General features: G+C 38.5%; 27 protein-coding genes. 2 read left to right on the top strand and 25 right to left on the bottom strand.

Annotation, left to right across the window (positions count from 1 at the left end):
• Window positions 1–31: 31 nt before the first annotated feature.
• Complete coding sequence (locus HMPREF2728_RS05050) at window positions 32–784, bottom strand: YhfC family intramembrane metalloprotease (RefSeq protein WP_075227245.1); 753 nt, start codon at window positions 782–784, stop codon at window positions 32–34.
• 12 nt (window positions 785–796) lie between these two features.
• Window positions 797–1,525, bottom strand: a complete 729-nt coding sequence (gene budA, locus HMPREF2728_RS05045) for an acetolactate decarboxylase (RefSeq protein WP_075227244.1) — start codon at window positions 1,523–1,525, stop codon at window positions 797–799.
• Between the two features lie 374 nt (window positions 1,526–1,899).
• On the opposite strand from budA, the gene HMPREF2728_RS05040 reads away from it, so the two are divergent.
• Window positions 1,900–3,174: an aminotransferase-like domain-containing protein gene (locus tag HMPREF2728_RS05040; protein ID WP_075227243.1), complete on the top strand. Its 1,275-nt coding sequence runs from the start codon at window positions 1,900–1,902 to the stop codon at window positions 3,172–3,174.
• Window positions 3,175–3,193: 19 nt separating this feature from the next.
• On the opposite strand, the gene HMPREF2728_RS05035 is transcribed toward HMPREF2728_RS05040, so the two are convergent.
• The 19 genes from HMPREF2728_RS05035 to hprK form a co-directional block, all read right to left on the bottom strand.
• The gene (locus HMPREF2728_RS05035) at window positions 3,194–4,009 is read right to left on the bottom strand and encodes an ABC transporter substrate-binding protein (RefSeq protein ID WP_075227242.1); all 816 of its coding nucleotides are present in this window, start codon (window positions 4,007–4,009) and stop codon (window positions 3,194–3,196) included.
• 157 nt (window positions 4,010–4,166) lie between these two features.
• Window positions 4,167–4,820: a phosphate signaling complex protein PhoU gene (phoU, locus tag HMPREF2728_RS05030; protein ID WP_049509822.1), complete on the bottom strand. Its 654-nt coding sequence runs from the start codon at window positions 4,818–4,820 to the stop codon at window positions 4,167–4,169.
• Between the two features lie 11 nt (window positions 4,821–4,831).
• Entirely contained in the window at window positions 4,832–5,590 is a 759-nt protein-coding gene (pstB, locus tag HMPREF2728_RS05025; RefSeq protein ID WP_045763360.1) for a phosphate ABC transporter ATP-binding protein PstB, read from the bottom strand.
• Window positions 5,591–5,602: 12 nt separating this feature from the next.
• Window positions 5,603–6,406, bottom strand: a complete 804-nt coding sequence (gene pstB / locus HMPREF2728_RS05020; RefSeq protein WP_049495489.1) for a phosphate ABC transporter ATP-binding protein PstB — start codon at window positions 6,404–6,406, stop codon at window positions 5,603–5,605.
• A gap of 10 nt (window positions 6,407–6,416) precedes the next feature.
• Complete coding sequence (pstA, locus tag HMPREF2728_RS05015; protein WP_000543058.1) at window positions 6,417–7,301, bottom strand: phosphate ABC transporter permease PstA; 885 nt, start codon at window positions 7,299–7,301, stop codon at window positions 6,417–6,419.
• Window positions 7,291–8,208, bottom strand: a complete 918-nt coding sequence (pstC, locus tag HMPREF2728_RS05010) for a phosphate ABC transporter permease subunit PstC (protein WP_075227241.1) — start codon at window positions 8,206–8,208, stop codon at window positions 7,291–7,293. The genes pstA and pstC overlap by 11 nt, the downstream gene beginning before the upstream one ends.
• Window positions 8,208–9,086 (bottom strand): phosphate ABC transporter substrate-binding protein PstS, encoded by an 879-nt coding sequence (locus HMPREF2728_RS05005; protein ID WP_049530895.1) that lies wholly within the window; start codon window positions 9,084–9,086, stop codon window positions 8,208–8,210. The genes pstC and HMPREF2728_RS05005 overlap by 1 nt, the downstream gene beginning before the upstream one ends.
• 109 nt (window positions 9,087–9,195) lie before the next feature.
• A complete protein-coding gene (locus HMPREF2728_RS05000; RefSeq protein ID WP_075227240.1) occupies window positions 9,196–10,509 on the bottom strand; it encodes an RsmF rRNA methyltransferase first C-terminal domain-containing protein in 1,314 nt (437 codons plus the stop codon).
• Window positions 10,510–10,515: 6 nt separating this feature from the next.
• The gene (locus HMPREF2728_RS04995; RefSeq protein ID WP_000428169.1) at window positions 10,516–11,283 is read right to left on the bottom strand and encodes an inositol monophosphatase family protein; all 768 of its coding nucleotides are present in this window, start codon (window positions 11,281–11,283) and stop codon (window positions 10,516–10,518) included.
• Complete coding sequence (locus HMPREF2728_RS04990) at window positions 11,273–11,551, bottom strand: UPF0223 family protein (RefSeq protein WP_001041984.1); 279 nt, start codon at window positions 11,549–11,551, stop codon at window positions 11,273–11,275. Before HMPREF2728_RS04990 ends, HMPREF2728_RS04995 begins: the two co-directional genes overlap by 11 nt.
• Window positions 11,552–11,953 (bottom strand): Spx/MgsR family RNA polymerase-binding regulatory protein, encoded by a 402-nt coding sequence (locus HMPREF2728_RS04985; RefSeq protein WP_000631256.1) that lies wholly within the window; start codon window positions 11,951–11,953, stop codon window positions 11,552–11,554.
• Window positions 11,954–12,163: 210 nt separating this feature from the next.
• Window positions 12,164–12,787 (bottom strand): TIGR01906 family membrane protein, encoded by a 624-nt coding sequence (locus tag HMPREF2728_RS04980; RefSeq protein ID WP_045763369.1) that lies wholly within the window; start codon window positions 12,785–12,787, stop codon window positions 12,164–12,166.
• A complete protein-coding gene (locus HMPREF2728_RS04975; RefSeq protein ID WP_045763370.1) occupies window positions 12,777–13,550 on the bottom strand; it encodes a TIGR01457 family HAD-type hydrolase in 774 nt (257 codons plus the stop codon). Before HMPREF2728_RS04975 ends, HMPREF2728_RS04980 begins: the two co-directional genes overlap by 11 nt.
• 10 nt (window positions 13,551–13,560) lie before the next feature.
• A complete protein-coding gene (locus HMPREF2728_RS04970; protein WP_075227239.1) occupies window positions 13,561–14,298 on the bottom strand; it encodes an acyl-[acyl-carrier-protein] thioesterase in 738 nt (245 codons plus the stop codon).
• Window positions 14,299–14,302: 4 nt separating this feature from the next.
• A complete protein-coding gene (hemW, locus tag HMPREF2728_RS04965) occupies window positions 14,303–15,433 on the bottom strand; it encodes a radical SAM family heme chaperone HemW (protein ID WP_045763372.1) in 1,131 nt (376 codons plus the stop codon).
• A gap of 85 nt (window positions 15,434–15,518) precedes the next feature.
• Entirely contained in the window at window positions 15,519–15,914 is a 396-nt protein-coding gene (locus tag HMPREF2728_RS04960; protein ID WP_045763373.1) for a YtxH domain-containing protein, read from the bottom strand.
• 15 nt (window positions 15,915–15,929) lie between these two features.
• Window positions 15,930–16,313, bottom strand: a complete 384-nt coding sequence (locus HMPREF2728_RS04955; RefSeq protein WP_000895021.1) for a DUF948 domain-containing protein — start codon at window positions 16,311–16,313, stop codon at window positions 15,930–15,932.
• Window position 16,314: 1 nt separating this feature from the next.
• Window positions 16,315–17,103: a prolipoprotein diacylglyceryl transferase gene (gene lgt / locus HMPREF2728_RS04950; protein ID WP_075227238.1), complete on the bottom strand. Its 789-nt coding sequence runs from the start codon at window positions 17,101–17,103 to the stop codon at window positions 16,315–16,317.
• Complete coding sequence (gene hprK / locus HMPREF2728_RS04945) at window positions 17,096–18,031, bottom strand: HPr(Ser) kinase/phosphatase (RefSeq protein WP_049526992.1); 936 nt, start codon at window positions 18,029–18,031, stop codon at window positions 17,096–17,098. The genes lgt and hprK overlap by 8 nt, the downstream gene beginning before the upstream one ends.
• A 275-nt stretch (window positions 18,032–18,306) precedes the next feature.
• On the opposite strand from hprK, the gene HMPREF2728_RS04940 reads away from it, so the two are divergent.
• Entirely contained in the window at window positions 18,307–19,668 is a 1,362-nt protein-coding gene (locus HMPREF2728_RS04940) for an IS1182 family transposase (RefSeq protein ID WP_075227237.1), read from the top strand.
• A gap of 120 nt (window positions 19,669–19,788) precedes the next feature.
• Here the strand turns inward: HMPREF2728_RS04940 and rpsU are convergent, their stop codons facing one another.
• The 4 genes from rpsU to HMPREF2728_RS04920 form a co-directional block, all read right to left on the bottom strand.
• Window positions 19,789–19,965: a 30S ribosomal protein S21 gene (rpsU, locus tag HMPREF2728_RS04935; RefSeq protein ID WP_000048054.1), complete on the bottom strand. Its 177-nt coding sequence runs from the start codon at window positions 19,963–19,965 to the stop codon at window positions 19,789–19,791.
• 603 nt (window positions 19,966–20,568) lie between these two features.
• Window positions 20,569–21,276 (bottom strand): glucosamine-6-phosphate deaminase, encoded by a 708-nt coding sequence (locus HMPREF2728_RS04930; protein ID WP_049508421.1) that lies wholly within the window; start codon window positions 21,274–21,276, stop codon window positions 20,569–20,571.
• A 217-nt stretch (window positions 21,277–21,493) separates the two neighbouring features.
• A complete protein-coding gene (locus HMPREF2728_RS04925) occupies window positions 21,494–23,377 on the bottom strand; it encodes a Cna B-type domain-containing protein (protein ID WP_075227236.1) in 1,884 nt (627 codons plus the stop codon).
• A gap of 286 nt (window positions 23,378–23,663) precedes the next feature.
• On the bottom strand, window positions 23,664–24,302 hold a 639-nt coding region (locus tag HMPREF2728_RS04920; RefSeq protein WP_148130268.1), incomplete at its 5' end, for a Spy0128 family protein.

The following is a 24,302-nucleotide window of genomic DNA, read 5'->3' as shown; positions in this document are numbered from 1 at the left end:
GTCTAACTTTTTGGGGTCAGTACATTTTGTATTATTGCTTTTTATAAAAGATCGTTTTTGTAAAGTAAATAAAAATAATAACTTCCACTGCTAACAATCCTTCTACGAGAAGGGGATTTGACAACCAACCAACTTGAGATAGGCTCGGAGCCAAATCAAATAGGGCATGTAAACCATAAGCAGCTACTAGGTAAATCCATTTCTTTTGGCGAACTGCTTGATAAACCCAGAAGGTCAAACCAACTTGAAGAAGCAAGGCTAGAATTCTCTCTAGTCCCAAAAGGTAAATCTGCCATGCCGCTAGATTGTTAATCGTAGCAAGCGTGCTTTCAGGCAAGAGTTGCATTATGTTTGGATTTTGAGATTCTACTGCTGAAAAGAGGATGAAGAGATTGAGTAAACTTGCAATCCCGATATAGATCAACTCCAAGCCACCATGTCCCAATCCATAAGCAAGAGCATCTGAATCTTCCAAAGTTCTTTTCTTCTCCAACCATTTAAAGAAAATAAGTCGAGCTGTTTCTTCAAATAAAGCAGCCATAGAAATGCCATAAATCACATAGAGAAGAGGATTTTCCGTCATGAGTGGAACTGTCCCATCCTTTTGTGGGTGGAGAACCAAGAGATGAACGATTTTCTCCAAGACTTGAGAAGAGGCAAAAAATGCAACTGCCCCAAGTCCCAAAACTGCAAAATTAATCTTGTATTGCTTTCTTGCATACCAAACTGCTGTAATGAGAAAGGCAAATAAAGCCAGCATCGTTATTATTACATGAATTTTCATATTTGACTCCTTTTATTCTGCCTGTTCGATATCTTTTTTCATCTCGTCAACATTAAACTTAGCAAATAGATATTGACGATCCTGAACAGGAAAACGTTGATCCAACTGGTCAACAGCTCCCACCTCTACAATCCCTTCCTTGATGACAAAGTCCATAACGTGGCCACCAAAGGTTAGATCGTCTGAAATGAAGTGCAAATGATAACCAGCAACACTAACTCCATGGAAAATTTCAGGTGTCCAAAAACCAACGATAGTTCCTGAGACATTGTCGCAGCTATATTCAGGCTGATGCGTCGCAACCTCAGCAAACTTCGTTTCACTTGTTGATTTTGGAATCATACGAACATGCATGTGTTTAAAATCACCATGAATCTTGATGGAACGGAAAAGATTTTCTCCATCATAATAGGACTCAATACGTTTTTCAAGTTCCTGATCAGTCATTTCAAAACGCTGACGGAAAATAACTTCTGCCTGGTGGGGTACAACTGCTGCATAGGGAATCAAAGCATCTGATGAAACTTCCACAATTTCAGGTTTCTCACCTGATCCCTTAGCCTGATAAGCTTTCCCATCTAAGACAATCAATTCTCCATCGATAGAATCCAGGGTTCCTAATCCTAAATCACCATGTTCAAGCAATTCACCAACGGTCATGGTTCCTCCGTAAAGTCCCGCCATCAAGGCTCCCAAAGTATTATATTGGAATAATTTAACTGGTTCTTGCACCTTCATCATCTCACTCTTCTTTGAAAATTTTACTTACTAAGTATATCACATTTCTGATTAGAATTGAATGCTAGACTGCCTTTTAATACTCTGAAAATCAAAGAGCAAACTAGGAAGCTAGCCGCAGGTTGCTCAAAACACTGTTTTGAGGTTGTAGATGGAACTGACGTAGTCAGCTCAAAACACTGTTTTGAGGTTGTGGATAGAACTGACGAAGGCAGCTCAAAACACTGTTTTGAGGTTGTAGATGGAACTGACGTAGTCAGTATCCTACACATACGGCAAGGCGACGTTGACGCGGTTTGAAGAGATTTTCGAAGAGTATAACATTGCCAAACTTCTAAAAAAAAGGTACAATGTAACAAAATCATGAGAGGTCTGGGATGAAGCAAGAAAGCAAGTATGAACAAGTCGTTCACTATCTAAAAAATGAGATAGAATCAGGTAGATTTCCAACTGGAAGTCGCCTACCATCTATCCGAAAACTCAGTCAAGATTTTCACTGTAGCAAAGACACCATACAGCGCGCACTCTTAGAACTCCGATACGAGAAATATATCTACTCCAAACCTCAAAGTGGTTATTATGTATTGGAGCAACAAACCAGTCATGAAGACTTAATTATCTCAGTTAACGATGAACACGCTGCAGCCTATGATGATTTTCGTCTGTGTGTCAATGAGAGCTTGATTGGGCGAGAAAATTATCTCTACAACTACTATGAACACCAAGAGGGTTTAGAAGAATTACGAGAGTCTGTTCATTCCTTGCTCTTTGAACAAGCAATCTATAGCAAACCAGACCAGTTAGTCATGACAACTGGAACCCAACAAGCACTGTTTATTCTCTCTCAGATTGATTTTCCAGGTCAAGCTCAGGAAATACTGGTTGAACAACCGACCTATCATCGGATGAACCAGTTGTTACTAGCTCAAAATCTTCCCTATCAAACCATTGACCGTCGAGTAGACGGCATTGACCTAAACGAACTTGAGGAACACTTTAAAAGCGGAAAGATTAAGTTTTTCTATACCATTCCCCGTTTCCACTATCCTCTGGGGCATTCCTATTCTGAAGAGGAAAAACTTGCCATCCTTGACTTGGCTGCCAAACATCAGATTTATATCGTTGAGGATGACTACCTGGGTGATTTGGATCCTAAAATGGGACAAACCTTTCATTATTTAGACCAACATGATTTGGTCATCTATATCAAGTCCTTTTCTACCAGTCTATTTCCTGCCCTTCGAATCACTGCCCTTCTTCTTCCAAACACTATCAAGGAAGCTTTTGTCACCTATAAAAATATCCTCGACTACGATAACAACCTTATCATGCAAAAGGCTCTATCACTCTACATCGATAGTCAACTCTTTGAGAAAAACAGACTAGCACGACTGGCACTGCAAGAAAAAAGTCAGGAGCACATCCAACAGCTCTTACAAAGGTATCCCATTTCCCTACCGAACTATCCACTTCATGATGGGCTTTTGCTTGATCTCAGGAACTATCCTAGCATCGCTAGTCTTAAACATAGTCCTCTAGAACTTGACTTCTTCGAATCTTCCTATCTAACGAACTGCCCTTATCACTTTGCAAAAATTTCCTTAGAAAATATTGAAGAAACATTAAGCTATTTAAAAACAGAGCTGGACTGAAATCCAACTCTGTTATTTTTTACTGTTCTACTTCTGTTAGCTTAGCAGCTTTTTCAAGATAAGTTTGGTAAGTTCCGTCATCTTTCAGTTTTTGGATGACCTTATCAACTACTTCCTTCAAACCTGAGTTACCTTTTTTGATAGCTACAGCATTTGCTTCGCCTTCTTTCATAGTCAAGCTTACTGTAGCCACTGCCAAATCGGAGTTCTTAGCAGCATAGCTTAGTGCCACTGGCTCATCCATATGAACGGCATCTACTTTACTAGATTGAAGCTCGTTGACTGCTTCGCCCATGTTTGTCAAAGAAGTCAACTGTGCCTTTGGAAGTTGCTCTTTAACCATAGATTCAGGAACAGTCCCTTTTTGAGCTGCAATATTAGCACTTGCTAGAGAGTCCAAATCCTTGTATTTTTCAAGATCTGATTTTCTGATAAGGAAGCTAATTTTATTTTCATAGTAAGGAATTGAGAAATCAAAGACTTCTTGTCTTTCTTCAGTTGCACTGATTCCCGCAATTGCTAGGTCTGCTTTTCCTGTTTGAAGACTGGTCAAGACATTATCAAAACTCATACTTGAAATTTCCAATTTCACTCCAAGTTCATCAGCGATTGCTTGCGCCATGTCAATATCCGCACCTACGACTTGGTTTTTACCATCCACAAGTGCTTGAAACTCAAAGGGAGCATAGTCGGGACTAGTTGCGACCACTAATTTTCCTTTTTGCTTGATGGCCTCCACTGCAGACTGCGAGCTTGAGCTAGACGATTGGCAAGCTACCAATAAGAAGCTTGCAAGAAAACTACATAAGACAAATATCCATTTTTTAAAATTCATAAATAAACAACCTCTCTGTTAATTTTGTATAATTATAACTCTATCTACTTCGTTTGTCAAGCATATTCTAAATTTTTATGAAAAATTTTCAATTTTTGTTTCAAAAAAGGAGCTTTTACTTACTAACAAGCTCCTTTTTTTGCATAATTAATCAATCTTACAATTCAACAATCTTACCTGTTTCAAAGTAAACAACCCATTCACAGATATTTTTTGCATAGTCTCCGATACGCTCCAAGTATGAAATCACTTGGAAATAATCACGACCTGTGACGATAGCTTCTGGGTTCTTTCTAATTTCTTCAGTTGCAAGATCACGAATATTATCAAAGTAATGGTTGATATTTTCATCCATGGTTGCAACTTCATAGGCTTGATCCACAGAACCATTCAAATAAAGTTCTAATGCGGCTTCAACAAAGTTTTTTACTTCACGACCCATTTTTTTAATTTCTTCTTCAACTGCAGGGATACGTTGCTCACCCTTCATACGAATCGTTGCTTTTGCGATAGATACTGCATGGTCCCCCATACGTTCTAAGTCTGACACAGCTTTTAGAACTGTTAAAACTGTACGTAAGTCTTGTGAAACTGGCTGTTGTAGGGCAATCATTTCAAATGATTTCTTTTCAAGTTTCACTTCGTATTCGTTTACTTCTGCATCTTCCTCAATGACTTCTTTAGCCATGTCACGGTCATGCGTTACAAAAGCACGTACAGTACGATTGATTTGGGAAAGAACTTCTTGTCCCATAGCATAAAACTGATTATGCAATTTCTCTAAATCTTCTTCAAATTGAGATCGTAACATCTTCTCACTCCTTATCCAAATTTACCTGAAATGTAGTCCTCTGTCTCCTTATGTTGAGGATAGAGGAACATATCCTTGGTATCGTTAAATTCAATCAAATCTCCATTGAGGAAAAAGCCTGTCTTATCGGAGATTCGAGATGCTTGCTGCATAGAACGAGTAACCAAGAGCATGGTGTATTTGTCTTTTAGACCATACAAGGTTTCCTCAATCTTACCAGCAGAAATAGGGTCCAAGGCTGAAGTTGGTTCATCCAAGAGGATGATTTTAGGGCTAGTCGCCAATACACGTGCCACACAAACACGTTGTTGTTGCCCACCTGAAAGACCAATAGCAGAATCATGCAAACGGTCCTTGACTTCATCCCAGATTGAAGCACGTTGTAAAGCCTTCTCCACTGCTTCATCTAAGACCTGCTTGTCTTTTTCCCCATTTATACGGAGGCCATAAACGACATTTTCATAGATAGACATAGGAAAAGGATTGGGTTGTTGGAAGACCATACCAATTTCTTTACGTAATTCAACTGTATCCGTACGAGGACTATAGATATTGTGCCCATTATAAACCACTGATCCAGTTGTCGTCACTTCAGGATTAAGGTCACCCATTCGGTTAATAGCCTTTAGAAGTGTTGATTTTCCAGATCCAGACGGACCGATAAGTGCCGTAATTTCCTTGGGTTGGAACGATAAGGAAACACTATTCAAGGCCTTCTTTTTATTGTAATAGACTGACAGGTCTGAAACCTGTAAAATCGGTTCTGTCATACTGTTCCCTTTCTAACCAAAGTGTCCAGTTACATAGTCATTTGTTGACTGTAGCTTCGCATTTTGGAAAATATTAGATGTCTTATCATACTCAATCAAGTCACCCAGGTAGAAGAATCCTGTATAATCACTAGCACGCGCAGCTTGTTGCATACTGTGAGTTACGATGATAATGGTAAAGTCCTTCTTCAACTCCAGCATGGTTTCTTCAAGTTGAGCTGTCGCAATCGGATCCAAGGCTGATGCTGGCTCATCCATCAAGAGGATATCTGGTTTCACAGAGATTGCACGAGCGATACAGAGACGCTGTTGTTGACCTCCTGAAAGCGTCAAGGCTGACTTATGAAGGTCGTCTTTAACCTGATCCCAGAGGGCGGCTTGACGAAGAGAGGTTTCTACAATTTCATCAAGGACCTTCTTGTCCTTAACTCCTGCACGTTCATGTGCAAAGGTGATGTTGCGGTAAATTGATTTAGCAAATGGATTTGGACGTTGGAAAACCATTCCGATGTGTTTACGCATTTCGTAAACATTGATTTCAGGACGGTTGACGTCAATTCCTTGATAGAGAATTTGTCCTGTAACCTTAGCAATATCAATGGTATCATTCATACGGTTGAGACTGCGTAGGTAGGTTGATTTCCCAGAACCTGATGGACCAATTAAAGCTGTAATTTTATTTTTTTCGAATTGCATATCCACGCCCTTGATGGATTCATTCTTACCGTAGTAAACATGTAAATCCTTCGTAGAGAGGGCCACTTTTTCTTCTGGAAAAGTAATAATATGCCTTTCATCCCAATTATATTTCGACATGGCTTCTCCTTTAGGCAGCGGTTAATTTCTTATGTAGATAGCTTCCGAGTTTTCGTGCTCCAAAGTTAAAGATCAAGATAAAGATGAGGAGCACCGCTGCAGAACCTGCTGAAACAAGAGTTCCATCAGGAATAGTTCCTTCACTATTTACTTTCCAGATATGAACAGCCAAGGTTTCTGCTTGACGGAAGATTGATATTGGACTGGTTACACTAAGGACATTCCAGTTAGACCAGTCAAGGGCTGGTGCTGATTGTCCTGCTGTGTAGATAAGGGCTGCGGCTTCACCAAAGATACGACCTGATGCAAGCACAATGCCGGTTACAATACCAGGTAGAGCTTCGGGGATAACGACATGAAGAACTGTTTCCCAACGAGAAAGTCCAAGCGCCAAACCAGCCTCACGTTGCGTGTGGTGGACGTGTTTCAAACTGTCTTCAACATTACGCGTCATCTGTGGAAGGTTAAAGACAGTCAAAGCCAAGGCACCTGAAATAATGGAAAATCCATACTCGAACTGGACTACAAAGATGAGGTAACCAAAGAGACCTACAACAACGGATGGCAGTGAAGACAAAATTTCAATACAGGTACGAACGAAGTTGGTAACACGACCTTTTTTTGCATATTCAGCCAAATAAATTCCAGCCCCCATTGATAGAGGTACAGAGATGAACAAGGTAATGACCAAAAGGAAGAAGGAATTATAAAGCTGAATTCCAATACCACCACCTGCTTGGTAAGAAGATGATTTTCCAGTCAAGAAGGACCAAGAAACATGAGGTAAGCCTCGAACCAAGATATAGAGAATCAAGGAAGCCAGAATAGTGACAATGATTCCTGCGATGGTATAGAGGACAGCTGTTGCAAGTTTATCTAATTTCTTAGCGTGCATAGTTTTTCTTTCCTCTTTCTTTCGTAATCAATTTAATCACACTGTTAAAGGCCAAGCTCATCAAAAGCAATACTAAGGCTAGTGACCAAAGAACATTATTATCAACAGTTCCCATAACAGTATTTCCGATACCCATGGTCAAAACAGAGGTCAAAGTCGCAGCAGGTGTTGTCAATGAAGTTGGGATAACGGCTGAGTTTCCGACCACCATCTGAATAGCTAGTGCTTCACCGAAAGCACGCGCCATACCAAAGACTACTGCCGTAAAAATACCTGAACGTGCCGCCTTCAAGGTTACACGCCAGATAGTCTGCCAACGAGTAGCTCCCATAGCTAAACTAGCTTCACGGTAGTGACGAGGAACTGCACGTAAGCTATCAGTTGTCATAAAGGTCACAGTCGGCAAGATCATAACAAAGAGAACGAAAATCCCTGATAAAATACCAAAACCTGTTCCACCAAAGACACTACGTACAAATGGTACGACGACCTGCAATCCGATAAATCCATAAACTACTGAAGGAATCCCAACTAGGAGTTCAATAGCAGGTTGCAAAATCTTTGCCCCTTTTGGTGATACTTCTGTCATAAATACTGCAGCCCCAATAGCAAATGGTGTTGCAATAAGAGCTGATAGGATGGTAACAATAAAGGAACCTAAAATCATCGGAAGGGCACCAAATTGTTTCCCTGAAGGGTTCCAAGTCTGTCCAAATAAAAATTCAAAAATGTTAACACCATTGACGAAGAAGGTAGATAACCCTTTCTGAGCCACGAAAATCAAAATCATGGCTACAATGATAACAATCAAAGAGAGACAGGCAAAGGTTAGCCCTTTTCCTAATTTCTCAAGACGAGAGTTTTTTGAAGGAGAGAGCAATTTTTTAGATAATTCTTCTTGATTCATTATTGGCTCCCTTCTATTGCTGTCACAGTACCTGCAGCATCTTTTTCAACCTTCATTTCCTTAACTGAAATATAACCCATTCCTTTAACGATTCCATTCTGAGCTTCGTCTGAAAGGACAAAGTTTAGGAATTCGGCAACCAATTCATTTGGCTCACCAAGTGTATACATATGTTCATAAGACCACAAAGGCCAATTATTCGTGGTTACATTCTCTGAAATTGGTTCATAACCATTGAGTTTGATAGTCCCAACTGAGTCATCAACATAGGCAAAGGCTAGGTAGGAAATAGCTCCAGGGGTTTGAGAAACAATTGATTTAACCATTCCGTTTGAATCTTGCTCCTGACTTTGCATTGCTGATTGCCCATCCATGATCACACTGTCAAAAGTCGCACGAGAACCTGAACTTGCCGCACGGTTAATAATTGAGATGGCTAAATCTTTACCTCCGACTTCTTTCCAGTTGGTAATTTCTCCTGTGAAGATTTGTCGGAGCTGATCCGTCGTTAGATTATCAACATCTACTTCTTTATTGATTATAACAGCCAAACCTGCGACAGCTACCTTATGGTCGACCAATGCTGAGGCATCAATACCGTCTTTTTCCTCCGCAAATACATCGGAGTTGCCGACATCTACTGCTCCTGACTGAACCTGCGACAGTCCTGTACCAGAACCACCACCTTGAACATTGACTGTTTTTCCGATGTGAGCTGATGCAAATTCATCTGCAGCCGCCTCGACTAAAGGTTGGAGAGCAGTTGACCCAACAGCCGTCATAGACTCCCCACGATCAATCCAGCTTGCACATCCTACTAACGAACCAGCAAGTAAAAGAGTTGCAAGAGAGAGTGTGAGTTTTTTAAATTTTTTCACTATTTGTCTCCTTGAAAATAATGATGAATAGCTTGGAATTTCGCCCTATTTTTCTATGTTTTATGCAAAAAATCCATACTTCCACTATAACATAGAATACTGATTTTGACTAGTTTTTCACCTTAAACCTCAAGCCCTTAGGGAAATAATTCTTCAATGTATTTCCTGTCACTTTTGCAAAACCTAAACCATTTCCAGCAACCAAAACTTGGTACCAGCCATTTGGCAAAGTTTCAGATAATTGAACTGTTTCACCAGCTACATATTTGACAAAGTCCTCTTGATGAATTTCAATTCCTTGATTGACTTGACTTGGTTTTAAAGCTAGCCCAAGTGCAAAACTTGGTTCAAAACGTTTTTTCTTAAAGGTTCCAAGATGAAGTCCGTTTCGTGCAATTCTTAGTTTTCCTAAATCTGGTAGACCTTCTGGCAATAAATACAGTTGGTCACCAAAAACCTGTAGGACTCCAGCCAGTTTCTCTTTTAAATGTTTCTTCTCAAAATCCTGCCATAAGGAATTCTGTTCTCGAGAGAGGTTGGATTTAGAAGGCTTGAACTTAGAGACTTTATTTTCCCCTCGAAATTGTAAATGGGCAACAAACTGTCCTTCTCCCTTAAAGTGATGTGGATACATTCTAGCGGCTTCAGGTAAGTCAATCCCAGGGACCATTCCATTGATATGTTGAACTGGGATCAATTCAAAATCATAGCTATCCAGTAACCATTGGACAATTTCTTCATTTTCTTCTGGAGCCCAGGTACAGGTAGAATAGACCAAACGGCCACCATCAGCCAACATGGTGACCGCATCCTCTAGAATTTCACGCTGCAAGTCAGCACATTGGCTTGGATATTCTACACTCCAATAATTCATAGCGTCAGGTTGTTTACGAAACATTCCTTCTCCTGAGCAAGGTGCATCTAAAACGATCAGGTCAAAATAGCCTTTAAAAACCTTGGCTAAACGGTCTGCAGATTCATTGGTTACAACAACATTAGTCGCACCAAAGCGTTCCATATTTTCAACTAAGATTTTTGCTCGTTTGTTTGAAATTTCGTTAGAAACTAAAATACCCTCACCTGCTAGATAAGCAGCCAGTTGAGTTGATTTACCGCCCGGTGCTGCTGCTAGGTCCAAGACCTTCATACTTGGCTTTGGCTGAGCTACTTGAGCAACCATTTGTGCAGCAGGTTCTTGTGAATAGACCAAGCCAGTTACATGTTCTGGTGATTTCCCTAAAACCTTCCCATAGTAGCCCCAGGGTGTATTGGGAATAGCATCTGAAAAAGAAAGCTGTCTTTCTTTTAAAGGGTTGATACGAAAAGCAGAAACAGCCTCATCATCAAAAGAGGCAAGAAAAGCTCTTGCCTCATCTCCCAATATTGCTTCATATTTTTTTACAAATCCTTCTGGAAATTGCATGTAATTTTATTTCCTTTCATAGATATAGGATTGGATTTCTGCCAACTTGTCAGTTGGAACCATCATAATTGGTTGTCGTGTCTGAAAATCCACCGGTTCTCCAGTTAAGGTTACAATCTGATACCCTAAACTTTCTCCTATAATACTAGCTGCAGCATAATCCCAAGGTTGGAGATAGGTGATATAGGTCAATAGCTGACCTGAGAGGATTTTTGAAAAGCTGATAGCTGCACTTCCATATATTCGCACACCAAGTGAAGCATTAGCCAATTCTGCTACACCCCAAGCGTTTGTTTCCAACATACCAGCATTACTCGCAATCAGAAAATCACGCAAGGGCTTATCCTTAAAATTAGGCAAGGGTTCTTCATTGAGACAGGCCTGAAAAGCACCTCCTCCATGATAACAATGACCTTTCATGACATCATAAATGATCCCAAACTGACCCACACCGTTTTCAAAATACGCTACCATAATGGCGAAATCTTCACCTTGTGCGACAAAGTTGTTAGTACCATCAATGGGATCAATGACCCAAACAGATCCATATCCAACTGAAGCACGCAGACAGCCCTCTTCTGCACAAAATTGGTCATCAGGATAATACGAACGAATCCTATCAACCAAAAAATTCTGAACTTCCTTGTCCAAACGAGTCACCAAGTCTGTAGGAGATGATTTTCTCTCAATATTCAATTCTTCCTGCATGTGAGCTAGAATATAGTCTCCTGCTTCCTTGACAATCTCTTTGGCAAACACAAATTTATTTTCCAAGCGAAATCTTCCCTTCCCCTTGTTCTTTGGCCAATTGGACAACTCGATAGAAGGAATAACCACTCGCAGATTCAAATTCACGACCCAAGCGTTTCTCTTCACTCTTGCTTGGAACAACCGCTTTGAATCCCTTATAGGAATCTAGTAGTTTCTTTGCTTCTACCTTAGTCTCATAGGCTGCTTCAACATCATTAAAAAAAGAAAGCACTGAAGCAAGTTCTTCAGTGCTCCACGACAAATCTAGTGGGTAACTATACTGTTTATTCATCTAATTAATACCAGCTCTCAATGTAGCTTCTTTCAGTTCTTGTTTACGGTAACTACGAGGGAGAAAAGCACGAATCTCATCTTCATTAAAACCGATTTGCATCCGTTTTGCGTCAATAATAATCGGACGACGCAAAAGACTTGGATACTGCTCAATTAAATGAAGCAACTCCGATACTGAGATACTCTCTACATCAATATTCAATTTTTGAAAAATCTTTGAACGAGTCGAGATGATGTCATCAGTACCATTTTCGGTCAAGGAAAGAATGTGTTGCAGTTCTTTTCTCGTTAAAGGGCTGGTCATAATATTATGCTCTTGGAAGGGCACTTTATGCTTCTCGAGCCAGGCCTTTGCTTTACGACATGATGTACAACTCGGTGATAAAAATAGTGTAATCATGCTTTCCTCTTCTTTACATACTTTTCTATTTCTATTATACAAAAAAATAAAGCGCTTGACTAGTTATTTCCGTAAAAAAACCTACTTTTTCAAGAAAAATAGGTTTTTTAGAATTACATATGAATGTTTTGCTTAAATATAGAAATATTCATGTTACAAACGATAGTTTCTTCCTACATTTTATTTGGAATCAGTAATACTTTTCTTCACTTATCTATTTGTTTTTCGACTCTGTAGGTACATAAATCCAAAAATCAATTCATACAAGCAGAAAAATAGAAGAAAGGCATGGAGGAAAAAGTCCTCTGGTAGGATAAGAATGACAGGATCCTTTGCTGGATCAAATAGCCAGGTATCATCACCTACAAAAAGAATTTGATGAAACAAAGTAAAGAACTGCTCAAATCCGATGAAGACACCAACTAACCCAAGTACCAAAGGTAGCGAGAGCATGATTAAGAGACCTCTACGGTACAGAGATAGAAATCCTTTCTGAATGACCTGCTTCCAAAAAAGATAGAATATCGGTAGAGTTACTAGTGCTACTCCTTGAGCCAGATGGAACAAATCCTTCACAACCGCAAAATGATAGATACCAGAAGCTGATGAAGGAAAATCTGGCATTTCCAATGCTTGATTTAATGGATTGGTCAAATAATCCATCAAAACATTAAAATTATGCTGGATAGTCTGAGGTTGCAGATGAACACGACTTGTCAAGTTTAACCAAGAAATTTCCTGAGGATAGACAAACCAAGCCAGGTAAATGGTCAATAAAATAGCAAGCGAGAGGAGAAAGAGAATACTTCCTACAAAAGTAAACTTAGTTTTCATCGAAATCCCACTCCGCTAGACTTGAAAGGACATGAGTTGGTGCAATTGGTAAATCAGCTACTTCTTCAGGTTTTGTAAATCCTGTCGTTACCAAAAGGCTAGGAATGCCATTGTCAATACCAGCTCGAATATCAGTCAGGTAATTATCGCCCACCATGACAATTTCTTCTCGCTCAAGTCCTAGGTGTTCAACAGCCTTGTCCATAATAATCGCATTAGGTTTTCCAATATAAACTGGTTTTACGCGAGTTGCTACTTCAAGAAGAGTAATCAGTGAACCAGCACCAGGCAAAAGTCCACGTTCAGTTGGAATGTTCAAATCAGGGTTGGTACCGATAAAATGAGCACCTTTATGGATAGCTAGGGTTGCTGTAGCAAATTTTTCATAGTCTACTTGCCAGTCCAAGCCAACAACTACATAGGCTGGATTTTCTTTATCTTCAACATATCCTGCTGCTTGAATGGCTTCCTTTAGGCCTGCTTCTCCGATGACATAGACTGTCTTTTCAAGTCCTAGATCATTCATGTAATCAATAGTCGCTAAGGTTGCAGTATAAATGGTTGATACAGGCGTGTCGATGTTAAACTGATTAGCTAGCATCTCTTGAACACTTTCAGGTGTACGAGTGGTGTTGTTTGTCACAAAAAGATAAGGAATCTCTCTTTTTTGTAACTCATGAACAAAAGCTTCTCCTGCTGGGATTCTATCTTTCCCCTTATAGATTGTTCCGTCTAAATCAATTAAATATCCTTTATAAGTCATATCTTTCTTTCTAATCTTTTTTAATTTCTTGCCAAGTTATCTTTGCTTGAGCATTGATATCGCCATCACTTGAGACTTGGTGATTACTTTCTAGTTCATTCAATTCATAACTAGAAGTGATCATGCCTCCTGGTCGAACTTCCTTGACATATTTGAGGTTGATTTTTTTAGGGATATGGTTGATAAGAAAATCTGCTCCCATGACCTCAAAAATCCAGTCTAGGTATTTACTGTTATTGACGTGACCATTCATATCTAAGTCATAGAAACGAACGTGGTAGTCCTTGCTTATCGCTTCTTCCAGCTCTGTATATTTTGGCCCACGGACCAGTTTCTTAGAAAACTCAGATTGGTAAGGGGCGACAATTTCTGGTACTACAGGATGAACCTTTCGACTCTCACGATCCATAAGGACAAAGGTAGCTACCATATGAATGATTTCTTGACCATCTTCATCATAAATAGTAAATCGGCGGTAGCAAAAAAGACGATTATAGGTCAAAGCTTCTGTTTCAATGGTGATTTCCTCAGCAAATTGAGGTAAACGTACCACATCGATATCATAATCCGTGATAATCCAGACCAGATTATACTGTTCTAAAACATCCTTGTCACTCACTCCCAGTTCAATTGACTGCATCCCTGATACCTGTAAGGACAACAAGATAACGTCTGGTAGTTTGATATGACCATTCATGTCAGCCATATCAAAAGGAATTTTCATCTTCATTTGATAAGTTAAGCCCATAATTTTACTCCAATATAAATCGTTCTGCTACTGTATCACCTAAGAAGAGCCCTCTCTTAGTCATACGAACATGATCGCCATCAAGTTGCATAAGACCTTGTTGAATCAAGTCTTTGACAATATCCCCATAAAGTTCCTGGAAAGACCGTCCAAATTTTTCTTCAAAGCGTGCCATGGAAACTCCTGACTTCTTGCGAAGGCCGAGAAACATCTCTTCTTCCATTTTTTCCCTTTGACTCAGGTGTTCTTCAGTAATACGAGCATTTCCCTCTTCTACCGCCTTTAAATAATGGCGAATAGGCCCATGATTTTTATAGCGAACACCGTCTACATAGCCAGACGCACCAGCACCAATTCCATAATACTCAGCATTGTCCCAGTACATAAGATTGTGACGACTCTCAAATCCTGGTTTTGAAAAATTAGAAATCTCATAATGCTCGAAGCCAGCTTTTTCTAGCTCTGCAATGATATACTCAAACATCTCCGCTTCTAATTCTTCCTTAGGAAGTGGTAATTTTCCTCGTCTCATACGATTCATAAAAACCGTATGATTTTCTAAAATTAAGCTGTAGAGGCTCATATGAGGAATATCAAGGGCAATTGCCTTAGCGACATTGTCCTTTACCTGATCCATGGTCTGCCCAGGAAGTGCGTAGATCAAGTCAATGGAAATATTGTCAAAACCAGCCTGTTTGAGACGATCGATATTTTCATAAATATCCTTTTCCGTATGACTACGCCCTATCTTTTTCAGCATTTTATCATCAAAGGTCTGAACACCTAGTGAAACACGATTAACTGCAGAATTTTGCAGAACAGCAATCTTATCCGCATCCAAATCACCAGGATTAGCCTCGATAGTTAATTCTTCTAAGACTGACAAATCTAAGTTTTTAGTCAATCCTTCTAACAAAACTTCCAATTGAGAAGCGGACAAGGCTGTCGGTGTCCCACCACCAATATAGAGTGTACGCAATTTGTGAATGTCATAAGAATGAAATTCTTGCAGTAGATGCTCTAGATAGCTGTCTACTGGCTGATTTTTAATAAAGACCTTGGAAAAGTCACAATAATAACAAATTTGTGTGCAAAATGGTATGTGCACGTAGGCTGATGTCGGTTTCTTCTGCATAGTATTTATTATACCACAAAGAGTTCACTCAAGAAAAAAATCACCATTCTTGATTTTCTAGAAAACAAAGAATGGTGACTCTATTTTAATTTTCTTGAAGCTCAATGACAATTTCTTGACCATTTCCATTTTCTTCCACAACTACTTTTTCTTCCAGTTGTGATTTGAAATGATTCAAGGTTTCTTTTGAAGCCTCGGTCGCTTGTTGAGCATGATATTTTGCTTTATCTAGGACAGTGTCAAGAGTAATTTCCCCAGATTCAATCTGATCTTTTGTTTTAAGAACGAATTCTTTGGTTTGTTCTTTGACATCCGTTAATTTTTCACAAACCTGCTCTTTAGCATACTCAGGATCTTCTTTTAGATCTTCTAAAAATTCTTGTGCTTGGCTTCTAACTTGTTTTCCTTTGTCACTAGTTAAAAACAAGGCAGCTGCAACACCTGAAACAGTTCCTAAAAGGATAGATGATAGTTTTCCCATTAGTCAACTCCTTTTTTATTTTTTAAAAAATTTACTTGCAACACGAATAGCAGATAAACCTGCACCAGTTTTTATAGTTTTTGATCCAGCAGATGATGCCTTTTTACTCAAAACACGTGCTTGTTCATTTAGGTCAGAAACAGAAACAGAGAGGTCTGCAACTGCTGTAAAGAGGGGATCAATTGTAGCAACTTTGACATTGATATCATCAACAAGAACGTTGACTTTTGTAAGCAATTCATTTGTTTGATGAAGAGTTACATCTACATCTGATGTTAAAGTTTTAACAGTTTTTTCAGTTTCATCAATTACACGACCAACTTTTTGAAGGGTAATAATCAGATAAACTAAAAATACAACCAAGGCAATTGCCACAATAATATAAGCCACTTCTAACATTTTAATTCTCCTTTTTTACATTATAAAATGGTGCTTTTTTCCGATTTTGATAAAAGATGATATAAATACCAAGGCCAATCAATAGCGCGGACAACCACTGGGATACTCGGAGTCCAAAGAACATGAGACTATCCGTACGCATGCCCTCGATAATCATACGTCCAAATCCGTACCAAATTAGATAAAAGGCAGTGATATGACCACGACGGACACTCTTTAATCGACGTCTAAAAACGACAATCAAGGCAAAACCGATCAGATTCCAGATAGATTCGTATAGGAAGGTTGGTTGACGATAGGAACCATCGATATACATTTGATTCTTGATAAAACCAGGTAAGTAATCAAGATTGTCAACGGCTGCTCCGTAGGCTTCTTGGTTAAAGAAATTCCCCCAACGACCTAGACTCTGAGCAATCATGACGCTAGGAGCTGCAATATCTAAGAAATCCCAAGTATTGATTAATTTGCGGTCAGCAAAGATATAGAGTACAATCGCGCCAGTAATTAAACCACCATAAATCGCAAGACCACCATTCCAAATGGCAAAAATCTCTCCCAGATGTTGGCTATAGTAATCAAATCTAAAAATGACATAGTAGAGTCTAGCACCAATGATGGATAAAGGAAAGGCAATTAAGATGAAGTCCAAAATATCATCAGATAAAATCTTCTTTTTAGGCGCTTCTTTACTGGCAAGATATACCGCTAAAATAAGACCTGAAACGATGCAGAGTGCATACCATCTAACAGCTAAAGGACCAATTTGAAAAGCGATTGGATCAATCATTTTTCACCTCGTTCTTTGCAATCAGATTTGTCAATCTTTCTTCAAATAGTCGAGTAGCATCAAAGCCCATTTCCTTAGCACGATAATTCATCGCTGCTGCTTCGATAACGACAGAAATATTACGTCCTGTTTTTACAGGAATGCGGATACGTGGAATGGCTACTCCAGAAATCTCCAATTCCTCAGCATTATTGCCTAGGCGATCAAAAGTCTTTTGCGTGTCATAATTTTCTAGATAGACAGCCAACTGAACTTGTGAAGAATCCTTCACTGCACTGGCACCATAAAGACTCATCACATCTATAATACCAACACCACGAATCTCAAGTAAATGCTTCAAGATTTCAGCTGGTTCACCCCAGAGAGTCATTTCATCCTTAGCAAAGATATCTACACGGTCATCAGCCACCAAACGGTGTCCTCGTTTCACGAGTTCTAGACCTGTCTCACTCTTACCAATACCACTGTCGCCCTGGATTAACACACCCATACCATAGATATCCATCAAGACACCATGTACACTTTCACGCTCAGCCAAACGAGAATCTAGGTAACTTGACAATTCCCCAGACAGACGACTTGTTGCTGTACGACTCGTTAAAATAGCGATTTTACATTCTCTAGCAGCCTTTAGCATTTCCTCTGGAACTACTAAACCACGCGCAACAATAACTGCAGGTGTTTCTGGTTGAAACATCTTTTTCAAAACCTGGTAGCGGTTATGAGAAGACATACTAATCAGATAAGACCACTCTTTCATTCCCAAAAGTTGAATCCGCTCTGGGGTATAGTAGTCAAAATACCCCGTCATTTCAAGCCCTGGTCGCGTAATATCCGCAGTATTGATTTTCTTTTCAAGTAATTCAGGCTCACCATAGACAATGTCTAGTCTGAGCTTATCAATCACTTCTTTGACTAAAACCGACATAATTTTCTCCTTCAATCGAGTTCTCCCTACTATTATATCAAATTGTAGTAGGAAGTTTATGTTTTTAACAGTATTTGAGGTATTTATTTAAGAAAGTAACCTTTATAATTTTAACAATCAAAAGGGATTAAACAGACTCTTAGAAGCTAACAAAAAAAGACTAGACAAGTCTAGCCTTCAGATTGAAGACAAAGTCCTTGGAAGTCAAGTTTCTAAGGGCTTTTCTTTGTGTAAAGTCGTATAATAGAGGTAAGAAGAGTTGTGAGGTGTTCCCTATGTTTCACAAAGAAAAACCTGATTATAACCGTAAGCAATATGGCTTCTATACAATAGACGAATTGGTCCCAGAAGATCACTTTCTTCGACAAGTAGATTCAAAGGTTGATTTTGACTTTATTTATGACTTGGTAGAAGATACCTATAGTCCAGATAATGGTCGTCCTAGTCTTGATCCCGTCATGTTAGTCAAAATTCCTTTAATCAAATGTTTTTATGGTATCCGTTCCATGCGCCAAACCATTAAAGAGATTGAAGTAAACGTGGCCTATCGTTGGTTTCTCGGACTAACTTTAGATGATAAGGTTCCTCATTTTACTACCTATGGAAAAAATTACAGCCGTCGTTTTCAAGATAAAGAACTCATTTCTGAGATTTTTTCCCAAGTTCTCAACCAAGCTTTGTATGCAGGTTTAATTGATCCTTCTGAAATATTTGTGGATGGTACCCATATCAAAGCGGCAGCTAATAGTCACAAGTACCGTAAGGAAATGGTAGACCAACAAGCTAAATTTATGAGTGAACAATTGGCAGTTGAGATTGATTTAGATAGGAAAAAACACGAAAAAAAGTCCTTAAAGCCCGCAAAAGAAAGTGAGGCTAAGGAAAAGAAAATCTCAACGACGGATCCCGAGTGTGGTTGGTTTCACAAGGGCGAACACAAGGAAGTATGTGCCTATTCTGCTCAAGTTGCTTGTGATAAGCATGGTTGGGCCTTGGCTTATACAGTTGAAGCAGGAAATGTCCATGATAGTCAGGCCTTCCCTGCCCTATTTTCAAAGTTAGAGCCATTCTCCCTACACTATATTATTGCGGATTCAGGTTACAAGATCCCAGCTATTGCCCATTATTTATTAGAGCGAAACATCATTCCTGTCTTTCCTTATACTCGTCCAAAGGGAGTAAGGGGGAACTTAAGACCTAGTAATTTTATTTATAATGCAAGTGATGACTGTTATGTCTGTCCAGAGAATCAAGTATTAAATTATCGCACTACCACTCGAGAAGGCTACCGTGAGTATAAGAGTAATCCCAAAGTATGTGTTGCCTGTCCTTTATTATCCGTTTGTACCCAAAGCCAAAATCATCAAAAAGTAGTAACAAGACATGTCTGGAAAGATGCCCTTGAATTTTGTGAGGAGATTCGTCATCAAAGAGAAATGAAAGAGCTCTATAAGAAGCGCAAAGAAACAATTGAACGACTCTTTGGGACGGCTAAGGAGTACCATAATTTGAGATACACTAGAGAGAAAGGAAAGTCCAAAATGGAGGATCAAGTTGGGCTTACTTTGGCGTGTTTAAATATCAAAAAATTAGTGAAGTGGATAGGGAATATCCCTTTTTATTTTTCTCAAATATAGATTTTTGGATAGATTAATAGATGATGAGACAAACTATTTTTGAAAAGAGAAAAAGACAAACGCCAAAAATGACATTTGTCTTCGTTCTGAAGACTAGACAAGTCTAGCCTTTCTTATTAATTAGAATTTTTTACGTTTACGAGCTGCTTCTGATTTACGTTTACGTTTTACAGAAGGTTTTTCATAGAATTCACGTTTGCGTGTTTCTTGAAGAGTACCAGCTTTAGTAACTGCACGTTTGAAACGACGAAGAGCATCGTCAAGAGATTCATTCTTACGTACTACTGTTTTAGACATTTTTTTCACTCCCTTCAAGTTCAAGATCTATTCTATTTTACACGGAATAAAGAAAATTGTCAAGAAAAAAATGAAATTCTCCCAAATCATTCCATTTGATTTTAAAAAAATTTCCCCCTTACACCTAACCTAGTTCTCCACTTATAAAATTCATTCCAGACTGCCAAATAATTTATTTATTTCACACTCAATGGAATCTAGATATTCCCCATAATCTGACGGTAAATCAGAAATGGTATACAGATCCTGACTATCAAAATGCCAGACAAGATGTTTAAGTATCTGCTCTTGAATAAAATGTAAATCCTTTAGTTGACCTAAACTGATAGCTTCTATCTTTGCTAAATACTGACAAAAAGCAGAAAGTGCAGAACAATCAAATTTATCTTCTTCATATCAATACCTATAACATTTCTTTTTCAAGAATTGATAATTCTCAAAAAATGAAGATTATATATTCTTCTTTTCAAGGGAAAATCTATCATACACCCTACTATTAGAACTATTGTACCACTTTCAGAAAAACTGTATTCATTTTTGGACATATCCAGATCAAAAAACCACCCAATCCATAGGATCGAATGGTCTTTAATGATAAAAATCTTATTTCTTTAACAAGCTGAGTGCTGCTGCATCTGCGATAATAGTCACATCTGGATGGTTTTGCAGACTGCTTGCTGGAAGACTTTCTGTCACAGGACCTTCAACAGTTCCAGCGATAGCTTCTGCTTTTGATTCCCCATAAGCAAAGAGAAGGATAGATTTAGCATCCAAAATATTTTTAATCCCCATTGAAATAGCTTGTGTTGGAACATCTTCAATCTTCTCAAAGAAGCGCGCGTTAGCTTCGATTGTAGACTGGTCAAGCTCTACAAGGTGAGTTTGGCTATCAAATGGTGTGCCTGGTTCGTTAAAGCCAATATGACCATTGCGACCAATTCCTAAGATTTGTAGGTCAACTGGATGGTCAGCAAGAATTTGGTTGTAGCGTTCTACTTCTGCTTCTGCATTATCCTTGACACCACGTGGCAAGAAACTTTCTTTAAATGGTTTCTTGTTAAATAGATTTTCTTGCATAAAGTAACGGTATGATTGAGGATTATCCCCATCAAGACCTACGTACTCATCCAAGTTTACACTTGTGAGATTTGAAAAATCAAGATCACTCTCAACGATTCGTTGGTAAAATTCCAGAGGGCTACTTCCTGTTGCAAGCCCTAATGTTTGTGCACCGTTTTCCAATTTTTCTTTTAAGATATCAAAAGCAACTTTTCCACCTTCAATTGGATTTTCCACTTGAATAACTTTCATAATTTTGTCCTCCATATTCTTTATTTTATTATATGGTATAGACCAATTTTTGTCAAGTGAAAACGGTTTATTTTTATTGAAATTATAAATATACTAAACAAATCAATTAAGAGTTCTACCCTTAAGCAAAAAAAGAGAGGAGTTTGACGTCCTCTCTTAAATCTTATATCAGAAATACTTCCTGATTATATTTTAGAAAATGATTCTTTTTCTTATACTATTTTTTACGTTTGGCAACCAAACTCAATCCAACTAAACCAAGTGCTACTCCTAAAACGATTAAGACTGTAGTTTTCTGTTCACCTGTTTTCGGTAACTCATTAGCCTTTTTCTTTTCAGGCGTTGACGATGTTACTGGTGCTGGAGGTGTTACTGGGCTTGGAGGTGTTACTGGACCTGGAGGCGTTACTGGACCTGGAGGTGTTACTGGACCTGGAGGTGTTACTGGACCCGGAGGCACTGGTGGTTGATAAGTATTAATCAAGACTAGGTTCGTTTCGTTTTCTCGAACTGTTTTTGATACATATCCCTCAGGAACATTGACCTCACTAATTGTATAGCTAATCATTTTTCCTGCTATATATTTCGGAAGATTTGTAAAAGTATGAGTCCAATTATTATCTTCGTTTAAAATAACTTCTTGCCCTACTTTACTTCCATCAGCATAGAGTTGTACCTTAATGCTATTTGGGCGTTTTCCTGCTTTATTATCAGCATCATCCCATATTTTCTTACCTTTTATACTTGTAGTTCCTCTGTAAATATTGGTAAATGTAGTTTCCTCTTCACCGTAAGACACTGTTCCCTTTTTGATACCATCATCATCCGTTACTGTTACAGTAACCTTTAGTTCATGGCTATCATAATCGTAATTATCTGTGCTTTCAGGAAGAACTTCACGAATGATATAGTTGTAAACTCCTTCTTTTTTATACTTAATAGCATTGAAGGTTACACTTCCATCTTCAGCATTTTTTACAATTTGAAGAGGTTCACTAGGGTTTGCAGCATCATAAAGTGCAAAGTTAAACTGATCTTTTTCTAGTGTTTTCCCTTTTAAAGTTTTGTGAGCCTTTAAGATAACTGATTCTGATTTTTCAGCGTTACCAAAACCTGATCCTGACTCTAGACGGACTTCACGTACCATACTACGTGTCTTAAAATTTGTGGCAGACCATGCCAAGTTATTCGATACTAATGAACCTGCAGGAACTCCATCTGGTAATTTAGTAGAGTATTCAATATACATTGCCCAATGATAGTTATCTCCAAATGGAATCGTAAAGCCTGTGATTCCTCCTTGAGCATTTTTAGTGAATACTGCCTTGTTTGAAAAATTATCTGATGGCTCTAACGTAAGAATATGAGCCTCATTACGAATTTTTGTAGGTTGTGTATCATAACGAACAGCTCTAAATGATTCAGGAATTAAGGTTTGTCCATTACCAAAAGTATCCGTAATTGTCATCCCACGAATCATATCTTGATTGGCATTCAAGAGAATACGCCACTTAATAATACTTGGATCTGTATCATCTTGATAACCGTATTTCATCTCATAGTCGCCTGCTTCACCACTATCTTGTCTGTACTTGAAACTATAAGTCTTATGACCAATGGTAACAGTAACTGGTTGACTCTCCTTAACAACTTCTCGATTAATCGTTAAATTAAACTGTAAAGAAAGCTCTTTATTCTCAGGTCTCTTAGAAAAATAATCTGTAAAAGTTACCGTCACTTTTCCTGTACTAGGATCTGTATGAGCAACACCAACCTTCGTACCCTTACTATTTGTAACGTCAAAGGTCAAATTTGTAATCAATCTGAGCTCTCTAGGAATATCTAAAATCAATTGATCATTCTCAGAGATATTCTGATTATCTGGAAAAGTTAATTGATAAGTTGCGATTAAACGTTCCCCAGCAATAACTTCCACATTATCACTCAATTCAAGGCCAGATCTCTCATGAATAATCTTAGTATCAAGATTATAACCCGTCACCGAATCCGCTTGAACTGTTTTTGATAATTTAACTATTGATAAGCCTATTAGCAAAAACATTAAAAAAAATGTTAAACATTTAGACAATTTATGCTTCATAATAACCTCCTTTACGATTAGAAAACATTTGATTATCCAATCAAATTATACCATACTTATTTAAAAAAATGTACAATTACTGACCATTTGTTTAATTAATTTTAAAGATTTATACTTATTCAAAGTTTTCGTTTTCTTAAATAAATTATAAAAACAAAAAGAGAGGCATTAACCTCTCTTCTTGCGATTACATACACTTATTTAATAAATGTATAACCAACTTTACAATATCTTTTATTTAGATACTCAAAGATAAATCTTGATTCGTTCTAGAAACCTAGAAACATTAAGCTTCATCTTCTTTTTTGCGTTTTGCAACCAAACCTAGACCTACCAGACCAAGTGCAGCACCAAGTGCAACAAGTCCAGATTTAGATTGTTCACCAGTGTTTGGCAACTCAGGACCTTTAGGTTTTTCTGGTGTTGGTGGTGTTACTGGTGTTGGTGGTGTTGGCGGTGTTGGCGGTGTTGGCGGTGTTGGTGGTGTTGGTGGTGTTGGCGGTGTTGGTGGTGTTGGCGGTGTTGGCGGTATTACCTTGTTGTTAAACTCAGTATCTTCAGGCATTTGTGAAGTAAGAGTCAACACTTTACCATCCTTAGTTACAGTAACTCCAACAGTCGCTACCATCTTATCGTACTCAACTCCAGCCTCTGTACCTTTCACTTCTTCTACATGATAGATATAAGTACCTTCTTGACCACGTTTGAATTCAAGAGCTGAGAACTTGATCTTACCTTCAGCATCATTGCTTACGGTTTCAATCACGTTACCATCTTTGTCTTTCAATACGAAGCTGAATTCACCAGCTTTCAACGCACGACCTTCCAATTTCTTCGTGAAGTTGAATTCAACTTTCACTGGAATATTAACAACACGTTTTTCAGTTGGTTTTTCTGGTTTTTCAACAGTCTTGCTTACTGGATT

Source organism: Streptococcus sp. HMSC061D10, from assembly GCF_001808865.1.
Classification (GTDB): domain Bacteria; phylum Bacillota; class Bacilli; order Lactobacillales; family Streptococcaceae; genus Streptococcus.
This window is presented reverse-complemented; position numbering and strand designations above follow the sequence as displayed.